Annotated in this window: 30 protein-coding genes and 1 tRNA gene; 17 read left to right on the forward strand and 14 right to left on the reverse strand. The window is 68.8% G+C overall.

All coding sequences use genetic code 11. The features are described 5' to 3' along the window. Nucleotide 1: 1 nt before the first annotated feature. The 9 genes from OG587_RS12055 to OG587_RS12095 form a co-directional block, all read right to left on the reverse strand. Nucleotides 2-556 carry a GNAT family N-acetyltransferase gene (locus tag OG587_RS12055; RefSeq protein ID WP_329089731.1) on the reverse strand — a complete coding sequence of 185 codons (555 nt, stop codon included), beginning with the start codon at nucleotides 554-556 and terminating at the stop codon, nucleotides 2-4. A 211-nt stretch (nucleotides 557-767) separates the two neighbouring features. Beyond that, nucleotides 768-1,097, reverse strand: coding sequence for a DUF2516 family protein (locus OG587_RS12060; protein WP_329089733.1), 330 nt, complete (start codon nucleotides 1,095-1,097; stop codon nucleotides 768-770). Between the two features lie 309 nt (nucleotides 1,098-1,406). Continuing rightward, a complete protein-coding gene (locus tag OG587_RS12065) occupies nucleotides 1,407-1,877 on the reverse strand; it encodes a hypothetical protein (RefSeq protein WP_329089735.1) in 471 nt (156 codons plus the stop codon). A gap of 3 nt (nucleotides 1,878-1,880) precedes the next feature. Beyond that, entirely contained in the window at nucleotides 1,881-2,411 is a 531-nt protein-coding gene (locus OG587_RS12070; protein WP_329089737.1) for a helix-turn-helix domain-containing protein, read from the reverse strand. 174 nt (nucleotides 2,412-2,585) lie between these two features. After that, on the reverse strand, nucleotides 2,586-3,509 hold the full coding sequence (locus OG587_RS12075; protein WP_329089739.1) for a M56 family metallopeptidase: 924 nt from the start codon (nucleotides 3,507-3,509) through the stop codon (nucleotides 2,586-2,588). Further along, nucleotides 3,510-3,878: a BlaI/MecI/CopY family transcriptional regulator gene (locus OG587_RS12080; RefSeq protein WP_329089741.1), complete on the reverse strand. Its 369-nt coding sequence runs from the start codon at nucleotides 3,876-3,878 to the stop codon at nucleotides 3,510-3,512. A gap of 61 nt (nucleotides 3,879-3,939) precedes the next feature. Continuing rightward, the gene (locus OG587_RS12085; protein ID WP_329089743.1) at nucleotides 3,940-4,470 is read right to left on the reverse strand and encodes a GNAT family N-acetyltransferase; all 531 of its coding nucleotides are present in this window, start codon (nucleotides 4,468-4,470) and stop codon (nucleotides 3,940-3,942) included. 59 nt (nucleotides 4,471-4,529) lie between these two features. After that, the gene (locus OG587_RS12090) at nucleotides 4,530-5,333 is read right to left on the reverse strand and encodes a class I SAM-dependent methyltransferase (RefSeq protein WP_329089745.1); all 804 of its coding nucleotides are present in this window, start codon (nucleotides 5,331-5,333) and stop codon (nucleotides 4,530-4,532) included. A gap of 2 nt (nucleotides 5,334-5,335) precedes the next feature. Further along, nucleotides 5,336-6,073, reverse strand: a complete 738-nt coding sequence (locus OG587_RS12095) for an SDR family oxidoreductase (protein ID WP_329089747.1) — start codon at nucleotides 6,071-6,073, stop codon at nucleotides 5,336-5,338. Nucleotides 6,074-6,180: 107 nt separating this feature from the next. Between OG587_RS12095 and mshA the strand changes: the two genes are divergently transcribed. The 3 genes from mshA (at nucleotide 6,181) to OG587_RS12110 (ending at nucleotide 8,903) form a co-directional block, all read left to right on the forward strand. Beyond that, nucleotides 6,181-7,464, forward strand: a complete 1,284-nt coding sequence (gene mshA / locus OG587_RS12100) for a D-inositol-3-phosphate glycosyltransferase (RefSeq protein WP_329089749.1) — start codon at nucleotides 6,181-6,183, stop codon at nucleotides 7,462-7,464. Nucleotides 7,465-7,598: 134 nt separating this feature from the next. Further along, entirely contained in the window at nucleotides 7,599-8,078 is a 480-nt protein-coding gene (locus OG587_RS12105) for a YbjN domain-containing protein (RefSeq protein WP_329089751.1), read from the forward strand. Between the two features lie 81 nt (nucleotides 8,079-8,159). Continuing rightward, the gene (locus OG587_RS12110) at nucleotides 8,160-8,903 is read left to right on the forward strand and encodes a phosphoglyceromutase (RefSeq protein ID WP_329089753.1); all 744 of its coding nucleotides are present in this window, start codon (nucleotides 8,160-8,162) and stop codon (nucleotides 8,901-8,903) included. Between the two features lie 395 nt (nucleotides 8,904-9,298). Here OG587_RS12110 and phoU read toward each other — a convergent pair whose 3' ends face one another. Further along, complete coding sequence (phoU, locus tag OG587_RS12115; RefSeq protein WP_329089755.1) at nucleotides 9,299-9,958, reverse strand: phosphate signaling complex protein PhoU; 660 nt, start codon at nucleotides 9,956-9,958, stop codon at nucleotides 9,299-9,301. A 158-nt stretch (nucleotides 9,959-10,116) separates the two neighbouring features. Between phoU and OG587_RS12120 the strand changes: the two genes are divergently transcribed. Together OG587_RS12120 and OG587_RS12125 are read left to right on the forward strand one after the other, a co-directional pair. After that, nucleotides 10,117-11,298, forward strand: a complete 1,182-nt coding sequence (locus tag OG587_RS12120; protein ID WP_329093824.1) for a sensor histidine kinase — start codon at nucleotides 10,117-10,119, stop codon at nucleotides 11,296-11,298. Next, entirely contained in the window at nucleotides 11,295-11,984 is a 690-nt protein-coding gene (locus OG587_RS12125) for a response regulator transcription factor (RefSeq protein WP_329089757.1), read from the forward strand. Before OG587_RS12120 ends, OG587_RS12125 begins: the two co-directional genes overlap by 4 nt. A 244-nt stretch (nucleotides 11,985-12,228) precedes the next feature. On the opposite strand, the gene OG587_RS12130 is transcribed toward OG587_RS12125, so the two are convergent. Next, entirely contained in the window at nucleotides 12,229-12,813 is a 585-nt protein-coding gene (locus OG587_RS12130; RefSeq protein ID WP_329089759.1) for a copper chaperone PCu(A)C, read from the reverse strand. Nucleotides 12,814-13,097: 284 nt separating this feature from the next. Between OG587_RS12130 and OG587_RS12135 the strand changes: the two genes are divergently transcribed. The 4 genes from OG587_RS12135 (at nucleotide 13,098) to OG587_RS12150 (ending at nucleotide 14,869) form a co-directional block, all read left to right on the forward strand. Beyond that, on the forward strand, nucleotides 13,098-13,580 hold the full coding sequence (locus tag OG587_RS12135) for a CarD family transcriptional regulator (RefSeq protein ID WP_030924410.1): 483 nt from the start codon (nucleotides 13,098-13,100) through the stop codon (nucleotides 13,578-13,580). A gap of 17 nt (nucleotides 13,581-13,597) precedes the next feature. Then, the gene (gene ispF, locus OG587_RS12140; protein WP_329089764.1) at nucleotides 13,598-14,056 is read left to right on the forward strand and encodes a 2-C-methyl-D-erythritol 2,4-cyclodiphosphate synthase; all 459 of its coding nucleotides are present in this window, start codon (nucleotides 13,598-13,600) and stop codon (nucleotides 14,054-14,056) included. Between the two features lie 187 nt (nucleotides 14,057-14,243). Beyond that, nucleotides 14,244-14,510 (forward strand): GlsB/YeaQ/YmgE family stress response membrane protein, encoded by a 267-nt coding sequence (locus OG587_RS12145; RefSeq protein ID WP_329089766.1) that lies wholly within the window; start codon nucleotides 14,244-14,246, stop codon nucleotides 14,508-14,510. A 92-nt stretch (nucleotides 14,511-14,602) separates the two neighbouring features. Beyond that, the gene (locus tag OG587_RS12150; RefSeq protein WP_329089768.1) at nucleotides 14,603-14,869 is read left to right on the forward strand and encodes a GlsB/YeaQ/YmgE family stress response membrane protein; all 267 of its coding nucleotides are present in this window, start codon (nucleotides 14,603-14,605) and stop codon (nucleotides 14,867-14,869) included. 632 nt (nucleotides 14,870-15,501) lie between these two features. Here OG587_RS12150 and OG587_RS12155 read toward each other — a convergent pair. Continuing rightward, nucleotides 15,502-17,085 carry a hypothetical protein gene (locus OG587_RS12155; RefSeq protein WP_329089770.1) on the reverse strand — a complete coding sequence of 528 codons (1,584 nt, stop codon included), beginning with the start codon at nucleotides 17,083-17,085 and terminating at the stop codon, nucleotides 15,502-15,504. 82 nt (nucleotides 17,086-17,167) lie between these two features. On the opposite strand from OG587_RS12155, the gene OG587_RS12160 reads away from it, so the two are divergent. The 4 genes from OG587_RS12160 to OG587_RS12175 all read left to right on the forward strand — a co-directional run bounded on the left by OG587_RS12160 (nucleotide 17,168) and on the right by OG587_RS12175 (nucleotide 20,210). Then, nucleotides 17,168-17,572 carry a PPOX class F420-dependent oxidoreductase gene (locus tag OG587_RS12160; protein WP_329089772.1) on the forward strand — a complete coding sequence of 135 codons (405 nt, stop codon included), beginning with the start codon at nucleotides 17,168-17,170 and terminating at the stop codon, nucleotides 17,570-17,572. Nucleotides 17,573-17,675: 103 nt separating this feature from the next. Then, on the forward strand, nucleotides 17,676-19,073 hold the full coding sequence (cysS, locus tag OG587_RS12165; RefSeq protein WP_329089774.1) for a cysteine--tRNA ligase: 1,398 nt from the start codon (nucleotides 17,676-17,678) through the stop codon (nucleotides 19,071-19,073). A 23-nt stretch (nucleotides 19,074-19,096) separates the two neighbouring features. After that, complete coding sequence (rlmB, locus tag OG587_RS12170) at nucleotides 19,097-20,065, forward strand: 23S rRNA (guanosine(2251)-2'-O)-methyltransferase RlmB (RefSeq protein WP_329089776.1); 969 nt, start codon at nucleotides 19,097-19,099, stop codon at nucleotides 20,063-20,065. A gap of 72 nt (nucleotides 20,066-20,137) precedes the next feature. After that, nucleotides 20,138-20,210 (forward strand) — tRNA-Thr (locus OG587_RS12175). 574 nt (nucleotides 20,211-20,784) lie between these two features. Here the strand turns inward: OG587_RS12175 and OG587_RS12180 are convergent. Beyond that, nucleotides 20,785-21,072 carry a hypothetical protein gene (locus OG587_RS12180; RefSeq protein WP_329089779.1) on the reverse strand — a complete coding sequence of 96 codons (288 nt, stop codon included), beginning with the start codon at nucleotides 21,070-21,072 and terminating at the stop codon, nucleotides 20,785-20,787. A 370-nt stretch (nucleotides 21,073-21,442) separates the two neighbouring features. Beyond that, nucleotides 21,443-22,228, reverse strand: a complete 786-nt coding sequence (locus OG587_RS12185) for a GntR family transcriptional regulator (protein ID WP_329089781.1) — start codon at nucleotides 22,226-22,228, stop codon at nucleotides 21,443-21,445. Nucleotides 22,229-22,301: 73 nt separating this feature from the next. Between OG587_RS12185 and OG587_RS12190 the strand changes: the two genes are divergently transcribed. The 4 genes from OG587_RS12190 (at nucleotide 22,302) to OG587_RS12205 (ending at nucleotide 25,410) form a co-directional block, all read left to right on the forward strand. Next, nucleotides 22,302-22,775 (forward strand): NUDIX hydrolase, encoded by a 474-nt coding sequence (locus tag OG587_RS12190; RefSeq protein ID WP_329089783.1) that lies wholly within the window; start codon nucleotides 22,302-22,304, stop codon nucleotides 22,773-22,775. A gap of 182 nt (nucleotides 22,776-22,957) precedes the next feature. Then, nucleotides 22,958-23,452 carry a hypothetical protein gene (locus OG587_RS12195; protein ID WP_329089784.1) on the forward strand — a complete coding sequence of 165 codons (495 nt, stop codon included), beginning with the start codon at nucleotides 22,958-22,960 and terminating at the stop codon, nucleotides 23,450-23,452. 285 nt (nucleotides 23,453-23,737) lie between these two features. Further along, complete coding sequence (locus tag OG587_RS12200; RefSeq protein ID WP_329089786.1) at nucleotides 23,738-24,319, forward strand: hypothetical protein; 582 nt, start codon at nucleotides 23,738-23,740, stop codon at nucleotides 24,317-24,319. Nucleotides 24,320-24,786: 467 nt separating this feature from the next. Continuing rightward, a complete protein-coding gene (locus OG587_RS12205; protein WP_329089787.1) occupies nucleotides 24,787-25,410 on the forward strand; it encodes a DJ-1/PfpI family protein in 624 nt (207 codons plus the stop codon). The last annotated feature ends 65 nt before the right edge of the window (nucleotides 25,411-25,475 follow it).

The raw sequence follows: 25,475 nt of genomic DNA on the forward strand, positions 1-25,475 counted from the left end.
GTCAAATTTCCCTGACAACCCAGTCAGGGGCAAGTATCGACATGATTACGGAGTCATACCATTCCCCGTTTACCCGCAGGGCGTCACGGCGGACGCCCTCCTGGACGAAGCCGACCTTGCGGTAGACGTGCGCGGCCCGCTCGTTGAAGGTGTAGACCTCCAGGCCCACCCGGTGCAGCGGCGTGGTGCGGAAGACGTGGTCGAGGGTGAGCCGGATCGCCTCGGTGCCGTAGCCCCTGCCGTACGCCCGGGGGCCGATCAGCGCGATGCGCAGGTTGCAGGAGAGGTTGTCGGCGTCGAGATCGTTGAGCACGATCTCGCCCACGTAGGCGTCGTCATCGGCGGTGCAGATCGCCAGGTCCAGCCGGTCGCAGAGGTCACCCCGCGAGCCGTACCAGACCTTGAGCGCCTCGTAGTCGGGCTTGCCGCGCGAGCCGGTCAGCCGGACCGTCTCGGGGTCGTTGACCAGTTCCCAGAGGCCGTCCACGTGCTCGGGGCCGACCGGCCGGAGCGTCACGTGCTCTCCGGAGAGCGTGGGCTTGCGCGCGAACATCATCCGGCGTGTCTACCGGCCGGAACCCCGCCAGGCAAGCCGATCGCTTCGGGGCCGCGCGAACCCCGCCCCGGAGGACGGGTCACCAGGGTCCGTACGGTCCCCGGTCGCCCGAGCGGATCGCCGCCCGCCGGGCCGCCCTCGCCGGTCACCGGGGTCCGTACGGTCCCCGGTCGCGGTCGGTGTCACCGCCTTCGGTGACGTGACCAAGGCGTCACCAGGGTCCGTACGGCCCCTGGTTGCCGCCGCCCTTGCCGATCTCCCGAACGGCGGGACGCACGTCGGCGAGGTAGATGCCCGAGGCGATGACGGACGCGATCGTGAAGATGCTCAGCACGCTGAGATACTGCACCGCGGCGGCGAAGCCGAACAGCGCCGCCAGCCCGAGGATGACCAGCCACAGATTCTTGGTCTGCTTGCCGGTGACCGCGAACGCCCGCGCCGGGGTCTTCACCGCGTGGACGAGCGCCCAGCCCGACAGCGCGAACACTCCGACGGCCAGGATCCAGAAGACCAGGTCCAGGGCACCGTGGATTTCGATCATCGTCTCTCCAGAACGTTCGCCTCGCCGGTCTCCCTCAGCCTAATGCCGAAAGCCCCGTTCGCGTCGTCCTCGGCCCGTACCGGCCGGGGTTGGCGACTCGTCCTCGCGCCCGAACGGTGGTCTTCTCCCGCGGCCGGTCGGCGATGTGGATCCGATCGTCCTCGCGCGGGCACCTGGACGGACCGGAAGGCGGCAGCACCGCGTTGATCGGTGGTGCCGCCTTCTGCCTGCGGTCGGCGCCGCGGCCGTTACGCCGTCGCCGGCCGGTTCGCGTGAGGTCCGCCGGATCCGGTTTCCGCGAGGGGCCGCTCAGCTCTTGGACGTGGTGGACCTGCCGGACGTGGTGGACCTGCCGGACGTGCCGGTCTTCGCGGTGCGGGTGCCCTTCCTGGGCGTCCGGGCGGCGGCGATCGCGGGCTCGGCGGCCTCGGAGACCTCCTCCAGCTCCAGGGCGATCTCGCCGCTGGTCTTGGAGACGACCTTGCGGCCGCGGTTGGCGAACTCCTCGTACAGGTCGTTGGCCCGGCCCGCGATCTGGTCGGCGTAGTCGCGCGCCTTCACGGGGAAGTCCTTGGCGTAGCCCTCGGCCTTCCCGGCGAGCTGCCTGGCCCTCCCCGGGAGGTCCTTCGCGGCCTCGCGGATCTCCTCGCGGCGGCCCTGCAGCTTGTGGAGCTGCTCGGGAAGCTCGAGGAGCTTCTCGACGGCGAAGTCGCCGGCTCCGGCGACGGCGTAGAACGGCTTGGACTCGGCCAGCCTCTTGACTTCGGCGGTGATGGGCATGGGTTAACCTTCCTTGGTTTCCTTGGTGATGTGGCCGTTGCTCTGGGGGGCCGCGTAGGGCTTCAACGCGGTGAGGTATTCCCCGGGGAGCGGCACCTCGCCGTCAGGCGAGGGACCCGCTTCACCCCGCCGGGGCTCCGGTGCGAGAGGCGCTTTCTGGGAGGTCTGCGCTTCGTCGTCCGGGGCCTCGGCCTGATGGTTCTCCTTGCGGAACGACTCGTAGATGTCGATCAGCACCTGGCGCTGGCGCTCGGTGATGAGGTGGTCGGCCCTGATCGCGGTCAGCACGTCGCTGTCCGGGTCGCGCTCCTCGATCAGGCCCGCCTGGACGTACAGCGCCTGCGACGAGATGTGCAGGCCCTTGGCGATCTGGTTCAGGATCTCGGCGCTGGGCTTGCGCAGCCCGCGCTCGATCTGGCTCAGGTAGGGGTTGGAGACCCCCGCCGCCGCGGCGAGCTGTCGCAGGGAGATCTTCGCGTGCGTGCGTTGCTCGCGGATGTACTCACCGATCGAGCCGACCTTGGGTAGTGCCATGTTTCGAGTCTGCCGGACCGTGCTTGCAATTGCAAACGGGTTGGCTAACACTTGCAAGCACTTTGGGGTGAGTTTGGCTAAAGCTGGACGAAACCGGCTAGACCTCCAGGGCGAGACCCGGATTCGGTATGTGGACGGACCGCATCTTCAAAACAAATCAACGCGGGACCGTCCTCAGTACGGGACCAGCCAGAGCAGCGGCGCCGACGACGTCAGGACGACGGAGAAGGTGACGATGGCGTAGCGGACCCCGCGCGGCAGGACCGGGACCGGGTTCACCAGGCGCTCGACCCTGGCCATCACGGCGGCGGCGGAGTTCGCGGCGCCCAGCGCGCCGTGCGGGGCCGGAACGGCGCCCGCCGTGCCGAAACGCAGCAGGGCGGTCGCCAGGCGGCGCGCGGAGCAGCCGCGGCGGGCGACGTCGTCGGCGGCCATCTCCACGAGCAGCCCGACCTCGCCCTGCGCGTCCCTGACCACGCGAGACCAGGGCAGCGCCCTGCGCAGCGCGGCGAAGGGCAGCAGCACCAGGTCGTGCCGCTCGCGCACGTGGGCGGCCTCGTGGGCGAGCACCGCGCTCAGCTCGTCGGCGGAGAGCAGCTTCAGCGCCCCCTCGCTGACCACCACCTGGGAGCGCAGGCCGGGCACGCAGTAGGCGGTGGCGCCCGGGTGGTCGAGCACCCGCACGCCGGGGACCACCGGGTCCTCCCTGGCGACCAGGGCGAGCAGGGTGCGGTGGCGGTGGCGGGCGCGGAACGTCTGCGCGCCCGCGGCGAGGAGCACCAGGATCAGCACGGCCAGCGCGGTCAGCCCCGCGACGAGCGCGATGAGCCTCGGCATGTCGTACGGCGTGGGGAGCCCCCGCCCGACGCCGAACGCGGAGATCGCGAACTCGTGCAGGCCGTGCAGCACGCCCTTGCCGTAGGGCTCCAGCGCGTAACCCAGCAGGGCGCCGGTCCCGGCCAGGCCCCAGGTGACCCCGAGCGCCTGCCACAGGACGATGGCCACGTGCGGGGCGCGGTAGGTCCATCGCGCCCGGGTGAACCGCCAGGCGCCGACCGCGCAGACCAGGGCGAGCGTCGCCAGGGCTGCCGCGGTCATCTACTCGTCCTCCAGCTCCCCCTCAAGGTCCGTCAGGGCCCTGCGCAGGATGTCGGCTTCGGTGCCGGTGACGGCTTGGGCGAACCGGGTGAGGGCCGCCGACCGGTCACCGGTCAAATCCAGCGCTTCCAGCATAAGCTCCGCGATGTAGGCGTCGCGGCTCTCCGCCGGTGCGTACCGCCACGCGCGCCCGTCGCGGGTGCGGAGCAGGAAGCCCTTGCGGGTGAGCCGGTCGAGCACGGTCATCACGGTGGTGGGCGCGAGGTCGCGGTCGGAGATCAGACGCCCGACCTCCCGCGCCGTCACAGAGGATGGCTGTGCCCAGATGATGTCCATGATGCTGCGTTCAAGCTCGCCGAGACCCTTCACGCATCCAAGCCTAACTCCCGCACCACGAGGGGTAGTACTACGGGTTGTCGAGTGACGTGTGTCACAGGTTTTTGACCATGTAGATCTCGTCCCGGTCGTCGCCGGGGGCGAGGCGGATCGCCCGCGGGATCCGGCCGACCTCTATGTACCCCAGACGGCTGTAGAAGCCCTCGGTCCCGGTGCCGCCGCGGACCGTCAGGTGCAGCGCCTCCACGCCCAGGGCGCTGGCGGCGTCGGCGGCGGCGCGCATGAGCCGCGTCCCGTAGCCCCTGCCCTGGTGCTTGGGGTCGACCATCACGCGCCACACCCAGCGCCAGTGGGCCCGCAGCCACGACTTGCCGTCGCCCAGGATCAGCCAGCAGGCCACCCGGTCCTCCGCGTCGAACCCGACGAGCAGGTGGTCGGGGCCGCCGAGGGTGGCGTCACAGGCGGCGAAGGCGGCGGTCGCCGTCTCGATGATGTCGTCGGAGGTGACCGGGGGGACGAAGCCGACAGACCCTCCGGAGTTCACCACTTCGGTCCAGCACTCGATGAGCTCGCCGGTGAGCTCGGAGGTGAGTTCGGGATCCACCACGAACCGCAGTTCTGACATACATGGACTTTACCAAATATATACGGCTAACTTAGGGTTGCCTTACCAGGGCTGGAAGGTCACTCCGGGGCGACCGCGGCCCAGGGAAGGGTGATCTCGCCCAGCCGCCAGCGCGACCGGCCGCCCAGCGGGGGGTGCTCGGCCAGCGGCCAGGTCCCGGCGAGCGTCTCGGCGGCGGCGATCCAGCGCTGCCGGGAGCCGTACGGGCTCAGCGGGGCGTTGACCGCCCAGGCGCGGTCGAAGTCGCGCAGGAAGGCGTGGATGGGCTCGCCGGGGACGTTGCGGTGGATGAGCGTCTTGGGCAGCCGGTCGGCCAGGTCCGAGGGGCGTTCGAAGGAGTCGAAGCGGGCCGAGAGGGTGAGCGTCCGGGGCCCCGAGCGGTCGAGCCCGGCCCAGACCGCGCGGTGACCCACCTCCGAACAGGTGCCCTCGACGATCATCCCGCCCGGCGCGAGCCGTTCGGAGAGCATCGCCCAGTATCCCCACGCCTGCGCCTCCCCGTACTGCCGCAGCACGTTGAACGCCCTGACCAGCAGGGGTGGCCGCGCCACCGGCAGCTCGAAACCGCCCAGGGTGAAGGACAGGCCCGGCCGCTCGTACGGTTTGGCCGCCGCCACCCTGGCCGGGTCGATCTCGACGCCGACGACCTCGACCGAGGGGCAGATCGCGCGCAGGCGGAGGAACATCTCCAGGGTCGTGGTGTGCGAGGCCCCGTACCCGAGGTCGACCACCAGCGGACGGGCGGCGGAGCGCAGCGAGCGGCCGTGCGCGGCGACCACCCAGCGGTCGGCCCGGCGCAGGCGGTTGTGCCCCGTGGTCCCCCTGGTGACCTCTCCTATCGGCTTCCCCGTCGGTTTCCGCACGATCAGACGCGGTGGACCTTGTGCTGGGCGGCCTGGGCCCGGGGGCGGATGACGAGGCGGTCGATGTTCACGTGGGCCGGGCGGGTCACGCACCAGGCGATGGCGTCGGCCACGTCGTCGGCGGAGAGCGGGTCGGGCACGCCCTCGTAGACCCGTCCCGCCGCGGCGGAGTCACCGCGGAAGCGGTTCAGCGAGAACTCCTCGGTGTGGACCATCCCGGGGGCGACCTCGACGATCCTGACCGGCTCGCCGACCAGCTCCAGCCTGAGCACCTCGGTCATCGAGGTCTGCGCGTGCTTGGCCGCGTTGTAGCCGCCGCCGCCCTCGTACGAGACGAGCCCGGCCACCGAGGTGAGCATCAGCAGCACGCCGTCGCCCGACTCGACCAGTTTGGGCAGCAGCGCCTGGGTGACGCGGAGCGTGCCGAGCACGTTGACGTCGTACATCCGCTGCCAGTCGGCCACCTTCCCGCTCGCCACGGGTTCCAGGCCGATCGCGCCACCGGCGTTGTTGACCAGCACGTCGCAGCGGTCGAGCGAGGCGGCCAGCTCGTCCACCGACTCCTGCGACGTCACGTCCAGGGTGACCGGGCGGATGCCGGGCACCTCGGCGGCCAGCGCGTCGAGCCGCTCCCTGCGCCGCGCACCGGCCACCACGTCGAAGCCCTCGGCGGCGAGCCTGCGGGCCGTCGCCTCGCCGATCCCGCTACTGGCCCCTGTCACCACAGCTGTCCTCTTCATGACCCCCCATCCTGCCAGGAGCCGCCGGGATCGCCTTGCATGGACTCAATGTGGCTATCTGACGGGAATGTTGCGGATTGCCCGATGGTTGAGGCCTCTCGGAGGTGGTGTCGGTGAGGCGACGGCGGGTCAACCGGGTCGCGACGATCAGCATGCACACGTCCCCCCTGGACCAGCCGGGGACCGGGGACGCGGGCGGGATGAACGTCTATATCGTCGAGGTGGCGAAACGCCTGGCCGAACTCGGGGTGGAGGTGGAGATCTTCACCCGGCAGACATCCCGGGATCTGCCACCGGTCGCCGAAATCGTCCCGGGCGTCTCGGTTCGCCACATCACCGCCGGGCCGTACGAGGAGCTCGACAAGGGCGACCTGCCCAGCCAGCTCTGCGCCTTCCTGTCGGGCGTGCTGCGCACCGAGGCCATGTACGAGCCGGGCCGCTACGACGTCATCCACTCCCACTACTGGCTCTCCGGCCAGGTGGGCTGGCTGGCCAAGGAGCGCTGGGGCCTGCCGCTGGTGCACACCATGCACACCATGGCCAAGGTCAAGAACCTCCTGCTCGCCGAGGACGACAGGCCCGAGCCGGCCGCCCGCGTGCTGGGTGAGCAGCAGGTGGTGGACGTCGCCGACCGCCTGGTGGCCAACACCCCGACCGAGGCGAGGGAGCTCGTCGAGCTGTACGGGGCCGCCCCGGCCCGCGTCGAGGTCGTCAACCCCGGCGTGAGTCTCAGGGTCTTCCAGCCCGCCTCCCAGGGCGCGGCCCGCCGCAGGCTCGGGCTGCCGCAGGACGCCCACGTGCTGCTGTTCGTGGGCCGGGTGCAGCCGCTGAAGGCCCCGGACGTGCTGCTGCGCGCCGCGGCCAGGATGCTCATCGACGACCCCTCGCTCAGGTCGAGGCTGGTCGTCGCCTGCGTCGGCGGCCCCAGCGGCAACGGCCTGGCCAGGCCCTCCTACCTCACCGACGTGGCCGCCTCGCTGGGGATCTCCGACGTGGTCAGGATCGTTCCCCCCGCGCCCCAGCACGAGCTGGCCGACTGGTACCGCGCGTCCGACGTGACCGTCGTCCCCTCGCACAGCGAGTCGTTCGGCCTGGTGGCCCTGGAGTCCCAGGCCTGCGGCACCCCGGTCGCCGCCGCGTCCGTGGGCGGGCTGCGCACAGCCGTGCGCGACGGCGTCTCCGGGGTGCTCGTCGAGGGGCACGACGCCCACGACTGGGCGCGAGTGCTCCGCCGGTTCGTCTACGAGCCCGCCTGGCGGGAGTCGCTGTCGTCGGGAGCGGTGGCCCACGCGGCGGCCTTCGGCTGGTCGGCCACCGCGGCCCGGCTGGCGGACGTCTACGTCGGGGCGATGGCGAACCTGCACCGGCTCCCGATCGCGGTCAACTCGTGAGGCCCGCTCGCGGCGGGCCCCGCCGGCTTCGGGGCCGCTCGCGGGGTGGGCGGGGCCGGTCGGTGGAGTCCGCCCGTGGGGCGCTCGTGAAGCGGGGGCGGTCTGTTCGTGAGGCCCGCTCGTAGGCTGGGCCCATGCGCGAAGTGATCGAGGCGGCGCTGAAGAGCGCGGACGCCTCCTACGAGCAGCCCCGGCCGGGGGCCTTCCTGGTGCGGCTCCCCGGCCAGCACAAGCTCGCCACCATGACCTGGCTGATCGTCGGCGACCAGGCCCTGCACGTGGAGGCGTTCTTCTGCCGACAGCCCGACGAGAACCACGCCGAGTTCTACCGCTGGCTCCTCACCAAGAACGGCTCCATGTACGGGGTGCACTTCGCCCTCGACCCGATCGGCGACGTCTACCTCGTGGGCCGCGTCCCGCTGGGCGCGGTCACCAACGAGGAGATCGACCGCCTCCTCGGGTGCGTGCTCACCTACTCGGACGAGGGCTTCGACCGCGCCCTGGAGCTGGGCTTCGCCTCCTCGATCCGGCGCGAGTGGGAGTGGCGCGCCAAGCGCGGCGAGTCACTCGCCAACCTCCAGGCCTTCGCCCGCTTCGCCGACCCCGAGCGCTGAGGGCGCCGTGCCGGGCACCGGGCGGTCTCAAGGTGGGCAAGCGTAGGAGACGCCAAGCAAGCGCCCACTAAGCTTGTCGGCATGTCGACTTTGGTGCTGCTTCGGCACGGTGAGAGTGAGTGGAACGCGAAGGGTCTGTTCACCGGATGGGTGGACGCGGGGCTCTCGGCCAAGGGCGAGGAGGAGGCACGACGCGGCGGGAGGCTGCTGCTCGACGCGGGGGTGCGCCCCGACGTGGTGCACACCTCCCTGCTGACCAGGGCGATCCAGACGGCCAACCTCGCGCTGGGCGCGGCGGACCTGCTCTGGCTCCCGGTCTCCCGGTCCTGGCGGCTGAACGAGCGTCACTACGGCGCCCTGCAGGGCAAGGACAAGGCGCAGACGCGGACCGAGTTCGGCGACGAGCAGTTCATGCTCTGGCGCCGCTCCTACGACGTCCCGCCGCCCCCGATCGCCGACGACGACGAGTTCTCCCAGGCCGGCGACGCCCGCTACGCGCTCCTGCCGGGTGAGCTGATGCCGAGGACCGAGTGCCTCAAGGACGTCGTCGAGCGCATGCTGCCGTACTGGTACGACCAGATCGTGCCCGACCTCGCGGCGGGGAGGAGCGTGCTGGTCGTCGCGCACGGCAACTCGCTCCGGGCGCTGGTCAAGCACCTGGACGGGATCGGCGACGACGAGATCGCCGGGCTCAACATCCCCACCGGCATCCCGCTCCGGTACGAGCTGGACGCCGACTTCCACCCGGTCACCAAGGGGGGCCGGTATCTCGACCCCGCCGCCGCCGAGGTCGCCATCGAGGCCGTGGCCAACCAGGGCAGTTGACGTGCTCCTCGGCATGAATGCCGAGGATTCAGCCCGTGTCACTCGCGCGACACCTCTGTGGCTTCCTGCTTCATCGACCTGAGCCATCGAGATGGTCTTATCGGGTCTCCACAGGCTTTCGAGTCCTCACGAACTCCGTTCCCGCACGCCCGGCGGTACCTGACCCGAGCAAGGCACCAGGCACCAATCCGCCGTGGCGGCGAATCGGCGCCTGTCCCGCCATGCGAGAGGATTCGCTTCACCTCCGGCGTGAACATCGGAGCACTGCGGACGAATCCGGTAGCCCGGACATCTCAGAACGTATGAGAAAAGAGGGAGGGCCCGCCGGATGCGGCGGGCCTTCCCTCTTTCCGTGGAGATGTTCGTGGAGATGTTCGTGAGGATCTTCGTGAGGGTCAGAGCGAGGAGGCGTCCTGGGGCCGGGAGCCCGTCACCAGGTAGACCACGTCGTGCGCGACGCGCACGGCGTGGTCGGCGTAGCGCTCGTAGTAGCGGCCGATCAGCGTCACGTCGATGGCCGGCTCGACGCCGTACTTCCAGTCGGGGACCATCAGGATCTTGAACAGCTTCCGGTGCAGCTTGTCCATGGCGTCGTCGTCGGACTCCAGCTCCAGGGCCGACTCCACGTCGCGCGAGGCGATGCAGCTGCCGGTCTTGGTGATGAGGCGCTCGGCGATCTGGCCCATCTCCAGGATGGTGGAGCGGACCTCCGGCGGGATCGCGGAGTCGGGGTGGCGCAGCCTGGCGATCTTGGCCACGTGCTCGGCGAGGTCGCCCATGCGCTCCAGGTCGGTGCCCATCCGCAGCGCCGCGATGATCATTCGGAGGTCCACGGCCACGGGCTGCTGCCTGGCCATCAGGTCGAAGATCGTGGCCTCGATCTCCGCGAAGATCCGGTTGACCTCCTCGTCCTGGGAGATGACGCTCTCGGCGAGGTGGAGGTCGGCGTCAAGGAGGGCGGTGGTGGCCCGCGATATCGCCGACCTCACGAGTCGGGTCATCTCGACCAGCCGCTCGGTGAGGGCGTCGAGTTCTTCGTGATAGGCGTCGCGCATGAGACTCACCGTAGGGCGGTAACGGTGAACGAACCTCGACCGTAAAGTGAACTTTATGGGAAAGGCCTTGGTCATGCGCCCTTGGCCGTCCCCAACGTGAAAACCCCCACCTACCATCGAGGACGTGAAGCCTACGGGAGGACCACGTGAGTGAGCTGATGGCGAGCCTGGCCGCACTGGCCGGTTTCGTCGTGGGAGCGCTGGCCGTGATGGTCGTCCGCCAGAACCAGGGACAGCGGAGAGCGATGACACCGGTGGACGGCGTCGAGCCAGGCGCACTGCCGCAGGGGGTCGCGTCGGTGCTGGCCGTGCTGCCGTCCTCGGCGGTCGTGCTCGACAAGGAGGATCGCGTGCTGCGGGCCAGCTCGGCGGCACGCGCCTTCGGCCTGGTCAAGGGAGATCACCTGATGGCGGCCGAGTTGCTCGCGCTGGCCAGGAAGGTGCGCAGGGACGGCGAGATCCGCGAGAGCGAGATCGAGGTGGCCGGCCACAAGTTCGGCCAGGAGTCGACCAACTTCGCGGTGCGGGTCGCCCCGCTCGGCTCCTACGGCCAGGTGCTCGTCCTCGCCGAGGACCAGACCGAGCACCGCCGCGTCGAGGCGGTGCGCCGTGACTTCGTGGCCAACGTGAGCCACGAGCTCAAGACGCCGGTGGGCGCGCTGTCGCTGCTGGCCGAGACCATCCAGGACGCCGCCGACGACCCCGAGGCGGTCACCCGCTTCGCCGGGCGCATGCAGCACGAGGCGGCCCGGCTCACCTATCTCGTCCAGGACCTCATCACCCTCTCCCGCATCCAGGGCGCCGAGCCCATTCCCACCCCGGGCCCGGTCCTGATCGACGAGGCGGTTCACGAGGCCATCGACCGCTGCAACACCACCGCGGCGGCCAAGGACATCACCCTCGTCGCCGGCGGGGTCGAGGGCCTGCGGATATGGGGCGACGACGAGCTCCTCGTCACCGCCCTGCGCAACCTCATCGACAACGCGGTCGCCTACAGCCCCGAGCACACCCGGGTCGTGGTCAGCGCACGCGCGGCGGGTCCCAACACCGAATCCGTCGAGATCAGCGTGAGCGACCAGGGGATCGGCATCCCCGAGAGCGCACAGGAGCGGATCTTCGAGCGGTTCTTCCGCGTCGACGCCGCCCGCTCGCGGGCGACCGGTGGCACGGGCCTCGGCCTGGCCATCGTCAAGCACGTGGCCGCCTCCCACAACGGGGCGGTCACGGTGTGGAGCAAGGAAGGTTCCGGTTCCACATTCACCCTCCGCCTGCCCGCCTTCGGCGGCATGGCGGTCACGGAACCAGTCACAACCACGATCCCCCTGGAGGCCGCGCAGTGACTCGCGTGCTCGTTGTCGAGGACGAGGAATCGTTCTCCGACGCTCTGTCATACATGCTGCGCAAGGAAGGCTTCGAGGTGGCCGTGGCCGCCACCGGGCCGGAGGCGCTGGAAACGTTCGACCGCAACGGCGCCGACCTGGTGTTGCTCGACCTGATGCTTCCCGGCCTGCCGGGTACCGAGGTCTGCCGCTCACTCCGCCAGCGCTCCAACGTGCCCGTCATCATGCTCACCGCCAAGGACAGCGAGATCGACAAGGTCGTCGGGCTCGAGCTCGGCGCCGACGACTACGTCACCAAGCCCTTCTCCTCCAGGGAGCTGGTGGCCCGCATCCGCGCGGTGCTGCGCCGCCAGGGCGACGTGGAGGAGCTGGAGTCGGCGGTGCTGGCCGCCGGTCCCGTCCGGATGGACGTCGACCGCCACATCGTCGCCGTACGCGGTGAGGCGGTGCAGCTGCCCCTGAAGGAGTTCGAGCTGCTGGAGGTGCTGCTGCGCAACGCCGGGCGGGTGCTCACCCGGGGCCAGCTGATCGACCGGGTCTGGGGCGCCGACTACGTGGGCGACACCAAGACCCTGGACGTGCACGTCAAGCGGCTGCGGGCCAAGGTCGAGTCCGACCCGTCCAACCCGCGCTGCATCCTCACGGTCCGGGGCCTGGGCTACAAGTTCGACCCCGCGGAGATCTGAGCCTCCCCGTCCGTCTCCAGGCGATCGCCCGCTCCCAGGGGCGACGTCCACTTCGACGACGCCCGCCTCCAGGTGATCACTCACCTCCGGGGCGACGTTCCCTCTCCGACGACGCCCGCCTCCGGGGATCGCCCGCCTTCGGGGATCGCTCGCCTTCGGACGATCCGAGGGGCCGTACGGCGTGCCCGCGCCGTACGGCCCCTCGGCGTGTCCGGAGGCCGTCACCGGGTCCGGGGCGGTGGCCTCAGTGGCCGGCGGAGTGCTCGTCCCCGGTGGTGGCCGAGGGGGTGGGCGACGGCGTGGGGGCCGCGGAGGCGCCGGGAGCCTGCGGATAGGCGGTGAACTCGCGGCTGCGGGTGATCACCGGGATCGTGAGCTGCACGATCCCGGCGTTGGCGAACTGCAGCTGCACCTTGACGCCCTCGCCGCCCCTGAGCGGCTTCTTCAGCCCCTCGATCAGGACGGTGGGGGTCGGCTTGCCGACGCTCACCCGCTGGTTCTGGGGGAGCGTCACGGGCGCGCTCACCTTCGCCGTACCGAGGGCGGGGTCGACGCCGAGACCGACGAGCTGGTCGGAGCCCGCGTTGGTGTTGATCAGCGACAGGTAGAGCGGGGTGGTCGCCCCCGTCGGCAGCGTGGCGCCGGAGTCGGGACCCAGGAAGAAGGCCTGGGAGATGTCGATGCCCTTCGCCTTGACCGTGAGGGCCTCGGTCGGCGAGTAGGGCTTGTTGGTGATCGCGTCGGATCCGGCACCGCAGCCGGCCAGGGCCGGAGCGGCTGCGAGGAACGCCGCGGCGACGATCGCCCGGTGGCGGATGTTGCGGGTCACGGTGCGAGTTCTCCTTGTCACGCGTGAGATAGGGCAAGGGCAACCCTATCGGCGACGTTTACCGGGTTTCCCGCCGACCCGCCCCGTCCTTTCCCGCCGACCCGCCTCATCATCCGAAGGCGAGGAACGCAGGTCATAAGTGCTTTTTGCCCCTCTGATTCACACACTTGGGCACTTGTCAAGCCATAAGATGCGGCTTTGACCTGCAGTTATGGTGATTTCACTGTTCCGGGAGGCTGTGGATACGTGGTACTCTTGAGTACAGCGGAAGGGGTACTTGTCACATGACTTTCCAGGTCGGCGACACTGTCGTCTACCCCCACCACGGGGCTGCTCGGATCGAGGCGATCACGACCCGAACCATCAAGGGTGAGGAAAGGACCTACCTGGTTCTTAAGGTCGACAAGGGCGACCTTACCGTCCAGGTGCCGGCAGACAACGCAGAACTCGTGGGTGTTCGCGATGTCGTCGGACAAGAGGGCCTTGAGCGCGTTTTCGACGTGCTTCGAATGCCTCACACCGAAGAGCCCACGAACTGGTCCCGACGCTACAAGGCGAACCTTGAGAAGCTGGCGTCCGGCGACGTCAACAAGGTTGCCGAGGTCGTTCGCGACCTGTGGCGGCGAGACAGGGAGCGCGGACTCTCCGCAGGAGAGAAGCGAATGCTGGCGAAGGCCAGGCAGATCCTCGTCAGCGAGCTCGCGCTCGCGGAGAAGACCAACGAGGACAAGGCCGAGGCCCTGCTGGACGAGGTTCTCAACTCCTGAACAAGACATTTCCACGGGTGGGCGTCGGAGTCGACGTCCACCCGTTCGCTTCTGGTCGCGAGCTTCACCTCGCGGGCCTGCACTGGCCAGGCGAGACCGGTCTGGCCGGTCACTCCGACGGTGACGCCGCGGCCCACGCCGCCTGTGACGCGCTGCTGTCCGCGGCGGGTCTCGGTGACCTCGGCGGCCTGTTCGGCACGGCCGACCCCCGGTGGGCCGGCGCCTCGGGTGCCGCCCTGCTGGAGGAGACCGCCCGCAAGGTGCGCGCCGCGGGCTTCGAGATCGGCAACGTGGCCGTCCAGGTGATCGGTAACCACCCCAAGCTCGCCCCCCGGCGCGTCGAGGCCGAGAAGGTTCTCAGTGCCGCCGTGGGCGCTCCCGTGAGCGTCAGCGCCACCACGACCGACGGGCTGGGCCTCACCGGCCGCGGCGAAGGTGTCGCCGCCGTCGCGACCGCGATCGTGGTGAACCTGTAGAGGGTGTCGGACGTCTTCTATACGGAACGTGGAAAACGTTCCGGCGGGCGGCGCGGAATGCTCGTCGATCCCTATCGAGGCGGTGGCCCGTTTCCTGGCGCGGTACGGGCCACCCCTTTTTAGCGTGATCAGTGAATGCGCTGGGTAACCCCTTGGTGACCGTGTCTCGTAACAGGGGGAGCCGGACATGATCGTCTCGATTGTCTCCGCAATCATCATCGGCGCCATCATCGGTGCCCTGGCGCGTCTCATCCTTCCGGGGCGCCAGAACATCAGCATCGGCCTGACGCTCATTGTCGGCATCGTCGCCGCGCTCATCGGCACCGCCATCGCCGGAGCGCTCGGTCTGACCCACCCGCGAGGGGTCAACTGGTGGGAGCACATCATCCAGCTGGCGCTCGCGGTGCTGGGGGTGCTCCTCGTCGTCCAGATGCAGGCGAGAAAGACGCACTGACGGATTTTTTACCGCCCGTAGGAATATCCGTGACCTAGGGGGTAGCCACCTCCTTGTGAGAGTGAAGGTCTCACGCTCACTGGGAGGTTGAAATGACTATCGCGTCCATTCTTGGGGCAATCGTCATCGGCGCGGTCATCGGCGCCCTCGGCCGTCTCCTGCTTCCCGGTAAGCAGGCGATCGGACTGATCCTGACCGTCGTCGTCGGCATCGTCGCCGCGCTTATCGGTACCGCCATCGCGCAGGTCCTCGGCGTCGCCACCACGGACGGCATCGACTGGATCGAGCTCGTCATGCAGGTGGGCCTGGCCATCGTCGGTGTCGGCCTGGTCGCCGGTCTCAAGCGTTCCAGGGTCTAGCGAGCACCCGGGTGAACCACCCCGGTGACCTCGTCGAAGGCTCGACTGGACCCCCTCCGGTCCGGAGGTGCTCGCGGTGACGCGCACGATGTCACCGTGCTCCAGGAGAAGACCCGCTCGGTTCCATCTGGCATGCCGAGCGGGTCTCGGCCGTTCCGGGCCGGTTCGGCAGCGCGCCGAACCGGCTTCCGGCCACTCCTGTACCCGGGCCCGGAGGTGAGCAAATCGCCGGTCCGCAGCGGGGCGCCGCTCACACATGTGTGAGCGAATAGCTGCGGGCCGGTCCAACACCGGGTGGCGAACGGCGGTTCCGGCGAAAGACCGTCGTTCGGTCCCGCCCGGGTTCCACCAGAAAGGTGAGGTTCAGGCCCCGTCGCCCGGAGACCGGAGAGGGCAGCCGGGCGGCGGGACCTGAACACGGCGGTAGCACCCGGACCGATTCCGGCGCCGCGAGCGGAGCCACCCCGAAGAAGTGGCGCACCGCCCGGTTTCGGGCCTCCGCTCGCTCGTTTCTCTCACCCGTCAGGTTCCTGGCTTTCGCTCGCTCGCTTCTTTCACCCGTCAGGTTCCCGGCTTTCGCTCGCCTTCGCCCCTCACACGCCCGGTTCCCGGCTCAGGCTCACCACCGTCTCTCACTCGCCCGGCGGTACGGGCGTGCTGCGCATCCGCCCGGAGGGCGGTGCCGCGGTGCCGTCCTCGTCGTCGTACGACCGCGCCGTGGCCTCCTCCCCGGTCTCCGCGGCCTCGGCGCCGTGCGCGGGGTCGGGGGACCCTCCGGCCTTCCTGCCCGCTGTACGCGTCCCTCGTGCCGCCACAGGCGCCTCCACGGCCGTTTCCGCGGTTGTCTCCGGGTTCGTCCCCTTGGTCGTCCTCGCGGCCCTCTCCGTGGATTTCCTCGCGGTCCTCTCCTTGGCGGTCCCGGGCGGGGCACTCGCCGGGCGGTCCTTCACGGCGAGGATCGGCTGGGTGTCGGCGTCGCGCTCGCTCACCTCGTCCACGTCGCCTCCACCCGCCGCCGCGCTCCCGGCCTCCCTCGTGTTCCTGGCCTTCGCGGTGCTCCTGGCCGTGCCGCGCCGGGCCGTGGTGCGCGGGCCCTCCCCGGTCGTACCGGACTCATCCGCCTTGCCCGTCTCGGCCGTCCGCTCCCGCGGAAGGCCGGCGTCGCTGTCCCAGGTCTCCACCCGCTCGCTGACCCTGCCCCCGCCGTCCCCGCCGCTCCCGCTCTCCGGATCGGGCTCCTCACGCGGTGCCCGTACGGCGGGACGGGGCGGGTGGACGAGCAGATCGCCCTGGCGGGGTCTGACCAGGTCGCCCCAGCGCATCGGCTTGCCGGGCCGGGGAGTGGCCGGTCCCCGCGGGGGCGGCGGCGGGTCCTGCGGGATGTCGGTGACCTCCGGCGTCTCCGGTGCCGCGGTGGGACCGATCACCGGCTCGCCCACCGGGAGGTCGTGGTGCGGGACGGCCTCCAGGGGAGGCGCGGCATGCGGGTCGAGCATGATCTCGGCCGCCGGGTGGTGCACCAGCTGCCCCGGGTGGCCCGAGTGGTCTCCGTGACCGGGACGGGCGGGTTCGGGGTGGGCCGGCGGGGCCTGTCCCTGCCACCGCTCTCCGGGGTCGGGCGCGCCGGGACGCTCCGTGGCCGCCAGGCTCGCCTCGGGGAACGGCACGATGTCGCGCTCGGACGACGGGCCGGACAGGGCCGCGTCGGTCGCGGACCTCCGGGCGGCGGCGTGTTTGATCAACAGGAGCCAGAGCCACAGGGCCAGGACCAGCATCACCCAGGGGGCGACGGCGACCACGACGGCCGCGCGTCCCTCGTCCACCGTCATCCGCATGGCGGTGGACACCTCGGCGGTGGCCGCGCCGGCGAACAGCAGCGTCAGGACCACGCCCGCCTGCAGCCGTACCGGCCACCATCCGCCCCGCAGCAGCAGGACGCCGATCATCGCGATGACGAGCAGGGCGTCGAAGGCGGCGGGGTAGAGGTACGCGAGGCCGGCGGGCGCCCTGCCCGCGATGGCGAGGGCGCGCAGGTCCTCGAAGGAGAGCACGCAGGCCGCGGCGGTGAGGGCGGCCACGCCGACTCCGGTGACGGCGATCCCGGCGCGGCGCAGGGCGACGGCCACCCGGCTCGGCTCGGTGGCGGCGATGGTCAGGGGCGGGGGCGGGGACGGGCGGGAGATCGAGCCTGCCGCCCCGGGGGATTTGACGTCCATGGCCCTTTGAGCCTACAGAATCGGCATCTAGCATGATCGGGGAAGTTTTCCGAGAGCGACAGAGATCGATCGAGGCGAAGAGATGGCAAAACTGTCCGATCCCGTACGCGAGATGTTCGACGCCGCGAACTTCGCCACCGTGACGAGTCTCAACGACGACGGGAGCCCGCAGGCGAGCGTCGTCTGGGCGAAGACGGACGGGGACGACATCGTGTTCTCGACCGTCAAGGGCAGGCGCAAGAGTGTCAACTTCGCGCGAGACCCGCGTACGACCATCGTGGTGTTCGACCCCGCCGACCCGTACCGCTACGCCGAGGTGCGGGGGACGGTCACCCTGACCGACGATCCCGACGGGGCGCTCATTCAGGAGATGTCGTACAAATACCGAGGGGAGGGCTGGGTCGAGGAGAATCCCCAGGTGGAGAGGATGATCGTCAGGATCGCCCCCGGCCGCGTGGTCTATCACGGCGTCGTTTCGTCGGACTAGTTGGGCGACATTCGCCGCTAATGGTCATAAAACACTCTGCTGAGTGTCTTCAACGTCCCGCAACTCGGTTTGTGAGGCGAGGTGAGGCATTAGCCTTGCCTTCGTGAGCCTGCAGCTATACGACACCAGCGTACGCACCGTCCGCGAATTCGTCCCGGTCGAACCCGGCCGGGCCTCGATCTACCTGTGTGGTGCCACCGTGCAGGCTCCCCCGCACATCGGGCACATCCGCTCGGGCGTCAACTTCGACGTGCTCCGCCGCTGGATGATCAGGTCTGGCTACGAGGTGACCTTCTGCCGCAACGTCACCGACATCGACGACAAGATCATTAGGGTCGCCGCAGCCGAGAGTGTGCCGTGGTTCGCCGTCGCCGAGCGCAACCAGAGGGCCTTCACCTGGGCCTACGAGGTGCTGGGCTGCCTGCCCCCGACCGTCGAGCCCCGGGCCACCGGCCACGTGCCCGAGATGATCGAGCTGATGGACCGGCTGATCGCCGCCGGTCACGCCTACGCCTCCGGCGGCGACGTCTACTTCGACGTCATGTCCTACGCCGACCGGTACGGCTCGCTGTCCAACCAGAAGCTCCAGAACATGCGGGCCGCGGGCGACACCGAGACCGACTCCTGCAAGCGCGACCCGCGCGACTTCGCGCTCTGGAAGGGTGAGAAGCCCGGCGAGCCGACCTGGCCGACCCCGTGGGGCCGGGGCCGCCCCGGCTGGCACCTGGAGTGCTCCGCCATGGCGACCAAGTATCTCGGGGCCACCTTCGACATCCACGGCGGCGGCGTCGACCTGATCTTCCCGCACCACGAGAACGAGCTGACCCAGTCCCAGGCGGCGGGCGACGGCTTCGCCCGCTACTGGATGCACAACGGCATGCTCAAGATCGGCGCGGAGAAGATGAGCAAGTCGCTCGGCAACTCCCTGCTGGTCCCCGAGGTGACCAAGAAGGTCCGCCCGGTCGAGCTCCGCTACTACCTGGCGGCCCCGCACTACCGCTCCGCGATCGAATACTCGGAGGAGGCGCTGTTCGAGGCCGCCGTGGCCTATCAGCGCATCGAGGGCTTCGTCACCCGTGCGGCCGAGGTCATCCACGACGTCGACGCGCACGCGCCGCTTCCCCAGGCGTTCTCCGACGCCCTCGACGACGACCTGGGCACCCCCCAGGCGCTCGCCGTGGTGCACGAGGTGGTCCGCGAGGGCAACGTCGCGCTGGCCCAGGGCAACAAGGAGCAGGTCGCCAGGCTGCTCGCCGAGACGCAGAACATGCTCGACGTCCTCGGCCTCGACCCGCGCTCGGAGCAGTGGCGCTCCTCCGGCGGCGAGACCGGCATGCGGGCGACCGTCGACGCGCTGGTCGCCGTCGCGCTGGAGCAGCGGCAGGCGGCGCGGGCGCGCAAGGACTTCTCGGCGGCCGACGGCATCCGTGACCAGCTTTCCCACGCGGGCATCCACGTCGAGGACACCCCCCAGGGACCACGCTGGGAACTCTCGCGGTGAAACCAGGCCGTACTCTATAAACCATGGCTGGTGGGGGTAAGGGGTCCGGGCGACCCGCGAAGAAGAAGAGTCCGACCAAGGGCACGGGCGGCAACGTCCGTCGTGGCCTGGAGGGCAGGGGGGCCACCCCGCCGGCGCATCTGCGGCACTGGCACAAGGACAAGTCGCGCACCGAGCGGATCGACCGCGAGGAGAAGACCGGCAGGTCTCCCTCCCCGCGCACCCCGGTCCGCACCCGGCGGAGCGACGACGCGCCCGAGCACATCGGCGGGCGCAACCCCGTCGTCGAGGCGCTGCGGGCCGGGGTTCCGGCCAGCACGCTCTATGTGGCCCTGCGCATCGACAACGACGACCGGGTCAAGGAGTCGGTCCGCATGGCCGCCGACCGCGGCATCGCGATGCTGGAGGTCGGCAGGGACAAGCTTGACCGCCTCACCGAGGGCGGGATCCACCAGGGCATCGCCCTGCAGATCCCGGCGTACGACTACGCCCACCCCGAGGACCTGGTCCGCATCGCCCAGGAGGCTGCGGAGGTCCCGCTGATCGTCGCTCTCGACAGCGTCACCGATCCCCGCAACCTGGGTGCCATCGCCCGCTCGGCCACCGCCTTCGGCGCCCACGGCCTGGTCATCCCCTCCCGCCGCTCGGCGGGGGTCACGGGCGGGGCTTGGAAGACCTCGGCGGGCACGCTGGCCACCCTGCCGGTCGCCCGCGCCGCCAACCTCACCGCCACCCTGCGGGAGTACCGCGAGGCGGGCCTGTTCGTGATCGGCCTGGACGGTGAGGGCACGGTCGACATCGGAGAGGCGAACCTCCTCGACGGCCCGCTGGTCGTCATCGTGGGTTCCGAGGGCAAGGGCCTGTCCCGCCTGGTCCGCGAGTCGTGTGACCTGGTCGTCCGCATCCCGATGCACGCCGCGGCCGAGTCCCTCAACGCCGGGGTCGCCGCGGGCATCGCCCTCTACGAGGTCGCCCGCCACCGCCGTTCCTAACAGTTCGCAATCGGCGGGGCATACCTCGGTGACGTACAGGGAGTAAGCCGACTACACTCGTCTGGCGACCGTGCCGACGTAGCTCAATCGGCAGAGCAACAGTCTTGTAAACTGTAGGTCAGGGGTTCGATTCCCCTCGTCGGCTCGCATGTGAAAGGCCAGGTCAACCGATATCGGTTGACCTGGCCTTTCGTCGTTCAGGGGAACTTTATGATCTTCCGTGCCCGTTGCGTGCCCGATGGCTTCTCGCGCCCGCCTGCCCGTGCCCGCTTGAACGCCTGCCCGAGTGCCTTGGTGATGACCTTGTCCCGGTCCTGGCTGGCGTGCTGGTAGAGATGACTTCCGACTTGCAAAGCGAGCACTCTCTTGCAGGTGAGGAGTGTGGCGGTGCGAGACCTCCGGTGCCCTCCGCAACCAGTCACCGCACCACCACACTCGTCTATCGAGCCCGCCCGGCCAGCAACGCCGACCAGACGGCCCGAGCTTCGGTGATCCTCCACGGACGGGTGTCATCGATCTGGTGATCACCATCGCGTCGAACGGTTCGCCTGATGAACCCCTGCCCAGCGCCGACGCGGAGTTCGTAGATCGTGGCTCGACACCCACACGTCCAAGACTCTGGTTGCGCCCGCCCCAAAACCCCGTTTGGCTTCCGCTACTCAAGGCGCACATGATCACGTTGAGCCAGAAGCACATGCGGACTGATTCCGAGGCACTCGTCAGACAGGGTCAGCATGATGAGCCCCCGCCCTCGTGGTGGGCAGCGGATGAGTTTTTTGTAGGTCGGCGTAGCGGAGCGCCACCCGCCGCGCGACGCGTTCGAGTTCCTCCGCCGCATGCCAGGCATACACCGCCCGTCCGCGCCTGGCATCCCAGCCTCCCGTACGCCACCAGAAGGTCAGGCCATCGGACCAGACGGTCAATCCCGTCCAGATCGACACCACGGCCAGCCCGTAACCATCGTTGACATCGGCGTCAATGCCGCAGTGCTTCAACTCCGCTTTCAAGGACTCCGCTGCCCTCGCCGGGGAACAGATGTCGCCGAGGATCAGCCGTCCCGCAGGTAGTGAGGGGCTCATGCGCCGGCCCGCATCAGCGACGCCGGATTGACCTTCTGTCCCTGACACAGTGAACAGTCATCCCGGACGCGGATGAAAGCCAGCGCCGCCCCTGGTAGGCCGCCGATCAGGCCGCGTCGCTGGCTGACGTACTTCCACCCTTTGCCGCCGCATGAGATGCATGGTTGCTCCGTCACGCCGTGCGACCTCCTCAGCTCAATGCCTCACGCTTAATCGACCAGCCTCCAATAGACGTCTGCTCGACTAGAGGAGTAGTGCGTAAGACATTTATGACTCCTCTAGAGGAGTACGTCAAGTCCTACCGCGCAGGCAACTCGTACGAGAGCACATAGGCATCGCTGGACATCACCGTGTCGCACACCTCCACAGCGCGACCATCGATGGCATAAGCCACACGGACCAGGTGAAACACCGGAACACCAGGCGCCAGCTTGAGCGCCCGTACCTCATCACGCAGCGGCATCCGCGAACGGATCTCCTCCACGAAGCGATCCAGCCGGAACCCCAACTCCTCCAGCCGGGCGTAGATCCCTCCCGGACCACTGTCCGGCTGCGCGATCTGCGTATCCCGCGCGATCTCCGCCGGGATGTACGACACAGCCGTCTCCACCGGCTGACCGTTGATCAAATACCGGCGCGAGCGCCGAATCACGTGATCCTCCGAAGAGATCCCAAGCTTCTCGGCCACCTCCGCCGACGCCCGCTCTTCGGTGATCTCGATCGAGTCGACGGACGGTTTGCCGCCGGCCCCTTCCGTCTCCGCGATGAACGCCGCTTTGCCCCGCTCTCGATGACGACGGGCGAACCGATCGGAGGCCAGCCGCCGCACCGGAGGATGCGAGCGAACGAAGACACCACGTCCGTGCTCGGCCACGGTCAGGCCCTCACTCTGGAGGACCTGGAGCGCGTTGCGGATGGTCATCCGCGCGACGCCGTAATGTTGCATGAGCTGAGCTTCCGAGGGCACCTTGTCACCTTCGGCAAGAACGCCCTGCTCAATCGCGTGCCTGATGTGGTCGGCGATCTGCCGAAAGACAGCCCGATCGCTGGTCGGATCCAGATCCGGCAACGGCAGCTCGGCCACGACCAACTCCTCAACTCGTACATACGTGTACCGCAGCTTGAGAATAGCGATCAGCAGCCCCGGAGGACATCCGATGGATCACCACCACCCGCAGCACTCCGTCAGCGTGGCAGGCGTGATCATCGACGACCAAGGCCGCGCACTCCTCACCCAGCGCAGGGACAACAACCACTGGGAAGCACCCGGCGGAGTCCTCGAACGCGACGAGGACATCACCACCGGCCTACTCCGAGAGATCCACGAAGAGACCGGCCTGCACGTCGAGCCCGTCACCCTCACCGGCGTCTACAAGAACATGACACGCGGCATCGTCGCCCTGGTCTTCCGCTGCAAGGTCATCAGCGGCCACCTCACCGAAACCGACGAAGCCCGCGCCTTCCGCTGGGTCACCGCGGACGAGGTCTCATCACTCGCATCCGAGGCATTCGCGATCCGCGTCCTCGACGCCATGCGTCAGGATCATCCACCAGCCATACGCCAGCACGACGGGTTTCACCTGATCAAAACCCGAGAACATGTCGTCGAATCACTGCGAAAGCATGCATGATCGCTGGTCATACTGACAGGCATCCCGATCCGGGTGACTTACACGGCAAGCATCCTGGGCATGATCCTGTCCACCGAGCTAGGGTCCTTCGCATGGCCACCCCCTCAGCCGTGGATCTCCAGCATCAGGTACTCCGCAGAAGCCAATGGTGGCGATTGGTCCTTATCCTTGGCCCCGTTACCGTGAGCGCCGTCCTGACGCTCTTCGCTGCGGCTTACCCCGGCGGTAACTATCTCCTGGCTCTCTTCGTCATCCCCGCATGGCTCTTGTCCAGCCTCATATGGATCTCGCTCCTCATGACACGGGGCAGCAGCTACAGGCGCAGCCCATGGATTGTTGCGACGCCACTCATCGGGGTCCTCACACTCACCCTGGCGAACTCCATGCTTCCGATGCGGGCAGCTTTCCTAATCTCCGAATCCGCTCTCAACAGCTACGCGCAGTCGCTACCTGAACAGGAGTGTTCGTCATTCGGGCAGGAGCGTGTCGGCCTGTTCACCATCGATACGGCACAGCGCTGGAAGGGGATCACGCAGCTTGGTGTCGCCAATGCGGGTGGAATGCTCATCAAATGCGGATTCGCTCATGTGCCGAATGGGCGCATGGAGGAGCTCGGTGCGTCCTCATTCGATCATGTGACTGGCGACTGGTATGCGACCTGCTCCGACTACGACTGAAGTACTAGCGCGGAGTCGCATCACAATGTCTAGTCCCAATCACTGCCGAATTGTTCTTATGGGTATCAAGCGGCGGCGCGCCGCGCCGCCGTACGCCCCGCGCCAGCGTCCCCGCCCCGCGCTGCGGCCTGGGGGCCGGTCGCGGCGCGGGCGCCGCGCGGGGCATCGCCGTAGGCCCGCCCCGCCGTACACCGCGAAGCCGCCGACCCAGCGCCGCACCGCCGCCGCCCAAGGCCAGTCGCTCCAACTGCCCAGTGTCGCTGGGATGGGCGCTAAGGTGACGCCGTGATCAGCAAGCCGCCCGGGTTGCCCTTCATGGTCGTTTTTTCAGCTGCGACAGCCGTCGTCTTGATATGGGCCAGCTACCCGTACTGGTACGGGATCGAGATGTTCTTGTTCACGATCCCCGTTGGTGGGTTGCTGCTCGCTTACTGGGCCGTTCGAATGGTGTGGGCCGAGCGCAAGGGAACCTTGGAAGGCTCACGCAGCCGCCGCTGGATCATCCCGTGGTTCATCGCGGGCGGCGTCATGCTCGCCCTCATAACCGACGCGCCGTTCTGGATACGCTTCACGATCTCCGCACCCAGCATGGAGGCTTACGCCAAAGCCGTGGCTGAAAATCCTGACCGCGAAGAGCCCTGCCAATGGGTGGGCCTGTACTACGTGTGCGACGGAGGGCAGCACTTGGATATCGATACTAGAGAAATGGTGCCCGGCAGCGCGGAGTTCAGCGCCCAGGACTGGTTCCTGCACGACAACAAGGGCTTCCTCTGGCTGCCCTCCGGCGAGCCAGTCGAGACCATCGACGACCGCTACCGCTATTTGAAGGACCGTTGGTACGGCTACGAAGGCTGGGACAACTGGTAACCGGCCGACCGTGCCAACGAGACCCCGCTCAAAGCCCTGTACGCCGTGGCGGGGCATGAACACTCGGCGGCAATATTGCTCTCCCACGCCGCTCCCCTCCTGAGCAGAGTTCTGTTTAAGCAGCCTCCGGCAGGGGCCTCAAGCTCCGGGATGATCGCCAGGAGCAGGGTTGAGGCTGTAGTTGGCTAGGGGCCGGATCTTCCCGTCGCCGTCGCCGTCGCCGTCGCCGTCGCCCCAGGACAAGTCGAGCAGACCGGGGCCGGGGCGCCAAGGTCGTTCGTCCGGTGGGGCGCTCCACCTTGGCGCCCCGGCCCCGGCCCGTTCCCCGGATGGTCGGACGACGGCGACGGGAAGATCCAGCGGGCGGGGTGCGTGCGTATGCGTCACGCGGTCCCTGAGAGCGACAGGGATTGGTGAGCTCGTCATAGCCTGGTCACCATTCACCGCAATTCGGTAAGGGAGTCGCTGTGCGTATCGTCATACCACTGTTCGACCGGTTCACCGCCCTTGACGCGGTTGGCCCGTATGAGGTGCTCAAGTTCTTGCCGGGTGCCGAGGTCGTGTTCGCGGCCACCGAGTCCGGACCGGTGCGGGACGTCCCCAAGTCGCTGGCCATCACCGCCGATGCGACGTTCGATGACATCGATTCCTGTGACGTATTGCTGGTTCCCGGGGGTCCGGGAACGCGGGGACTGTTGCAGGATGACAAACTTCTCGATTGGATCCGGCGAATGCACCGGGGAAGCGTCTGGACGACTTCTGTATGCACGGGGTCGTTGCTGCTGGGAGCCGCCGGACTGTTGACAGGACTCTCAGCGACGACCCATTGGGCGGCGATCGATGTGTTGGAGTCGTTCGGGGTCACCTATACGGCCGAGCGTGTGGTGTTTCAGGGAAAGATCGTGACCGCTGCCGGAGTTTCTTCCGGCATAGACATGGCGCTCGCACTGACAGCACACATCACCGATCAGACCACCGCCGAGGCGATCCAGCTTGCGATTGAGTACGACCCGCAACCGCCGTTCGACGCCGGATCCCCCGCAAAGGCATCTCAGGCTGTGAAGGACCTTCTCGCCCGAGGGATTCGCTGACAGCACAAGCCCTTGAGCAGGGCTACGGGGTCAGCCTCGCTGGGGCAGCAGAGAAGATCGCTCGG

The organism is Streptosporangium sp. NBC_01469 (assembly GCF_036227305.1).
In the GTDB taxonomy this organism is placed as follows: Bacteria; Actinomycetota; Actinomycetes; order Streptosporangiales; family Streptosporangiaceae; genus Streptosporangium.

Coding starts and splice junctions, on each gene's coding strand:
- OG587_RS12190 (WP_329089783.1), top strand. CDS start 22,302: ATGGATCACCACCACCCGCAGCACTCCGTCAGCGTGGCAGGCGTGATC.
- OG587_RS12155 (WP_329089770.1), bottom strand. CDS start 17,085: ATGGACGTCAAATCCCCCGGGGCGGCAGGCTCGATCTCCCGCCCGTCC.
- OG587_RS12065 (WP_329089735.1), bottom strand. CDS start 1,877: ATGCCCATCACCGCCGAAGTCAAGAGGCTGGCCGAGTCCAAGCCGTTC.
- OG587_RS12160 (WP_329089772.1), top strand. CDS start 17,168: ATGGCAAAACTGTCCGATCCCGTACGCGAGATGTTCGACGCCGCGAAC.
- OG587_RS12060 (WP_329089733.1), bottom strand. CDS start 1,097: ATGATCGAAATCCACGGTGCCCTGGACCTGGTCTTCTGGATCCTGGCC.
- OG587_RS12055 (WP_329089731.1), bottom strand. CDS start 556: ATGATGTTCGCGCGCAAGCCCACGCTCTCCGGAGAGCACGTGACGCTC.
- OG587_RS12075 (WP_329089739.1), bottom strand. CDS start 3,509: ATGACCGCGGCAGCCCTGGCGACGCTCGCCCTGGTCTGCGCGGTCGGC.
- OG587_RS12110 (WP_329089753.1), top strand. CDS start 8,160: ATGTCGACTTTGGTGCTGCTTCGGCACGGTGAGAGTGAGTGGAACGCG.
- OG587_RS12135 (WP_030924410.1), top strand. CDS start 13,098: ATGACTTTCCAGGTCGGCGACACTGTCGTCTACCCCCACCACGGGGCT.
- OG587_RS12095 (WP_329089747.1), bottom strand. CDS start 6,073: ATGAAGAGGACAGCTGTGGTGACAGGGGCCAGTAGCGGGATCGGCGAG.
- OG587_RS12145 (WP_329089766.1), top strand. CDS start 14,244: ATGATCGTCTCGATTGTCTCCGCAATCATCATCGGCGCCATCATCGGT.
- OG587_RS12120 (WP_329093824.1), top strand. CDS start 10,117: ATGGCGAGCCTGGCCGCACTGGCCGGTTTCGTCGTGGGAGCGCTGGCC.
- OG587_RS12150 (WP_329089768.1), top strand. CDS start 14,603: ATGACTATCGCGTCCATTCTTGGGGCAATCGTCATCGGCGCGGTCATC.
- OG587_RS12085 (WP_329089743.1), bottom strand. CDS start 4,470: ATGTCAGAACTGCGGTTCGTGGTGGATCCCGAACTCACCTCCGAGCTC.
- OG587_RS12105 (WP_329089751.1), top strand. CDS start 7,599: ATGCGCGAAGTGATCGAGGCGGCGCTGAAGAGCGCGGACGCCTCCTAC.
- OG587_RS12070 (WP_329089737.1), bottom strand. CDS start 2,411: ATGGCACTACCCAAGGTCGGCTCGATCGGTGAGTACATCCGCGAGCAA.
- phoU (WP_329089755.1), bottom strand. CDS start 9,958: ATGCGCGACGCCTATCACGAAGAACTCGACGCCCTCACCGAGCGGCTG.
- rlmB (WP_329089776.1), top strand. CDS start 19,097: ATGGCTGGTGGGGGTAAGGGGTCCGGGCGACCCGCGAAGAAGAAGAGT.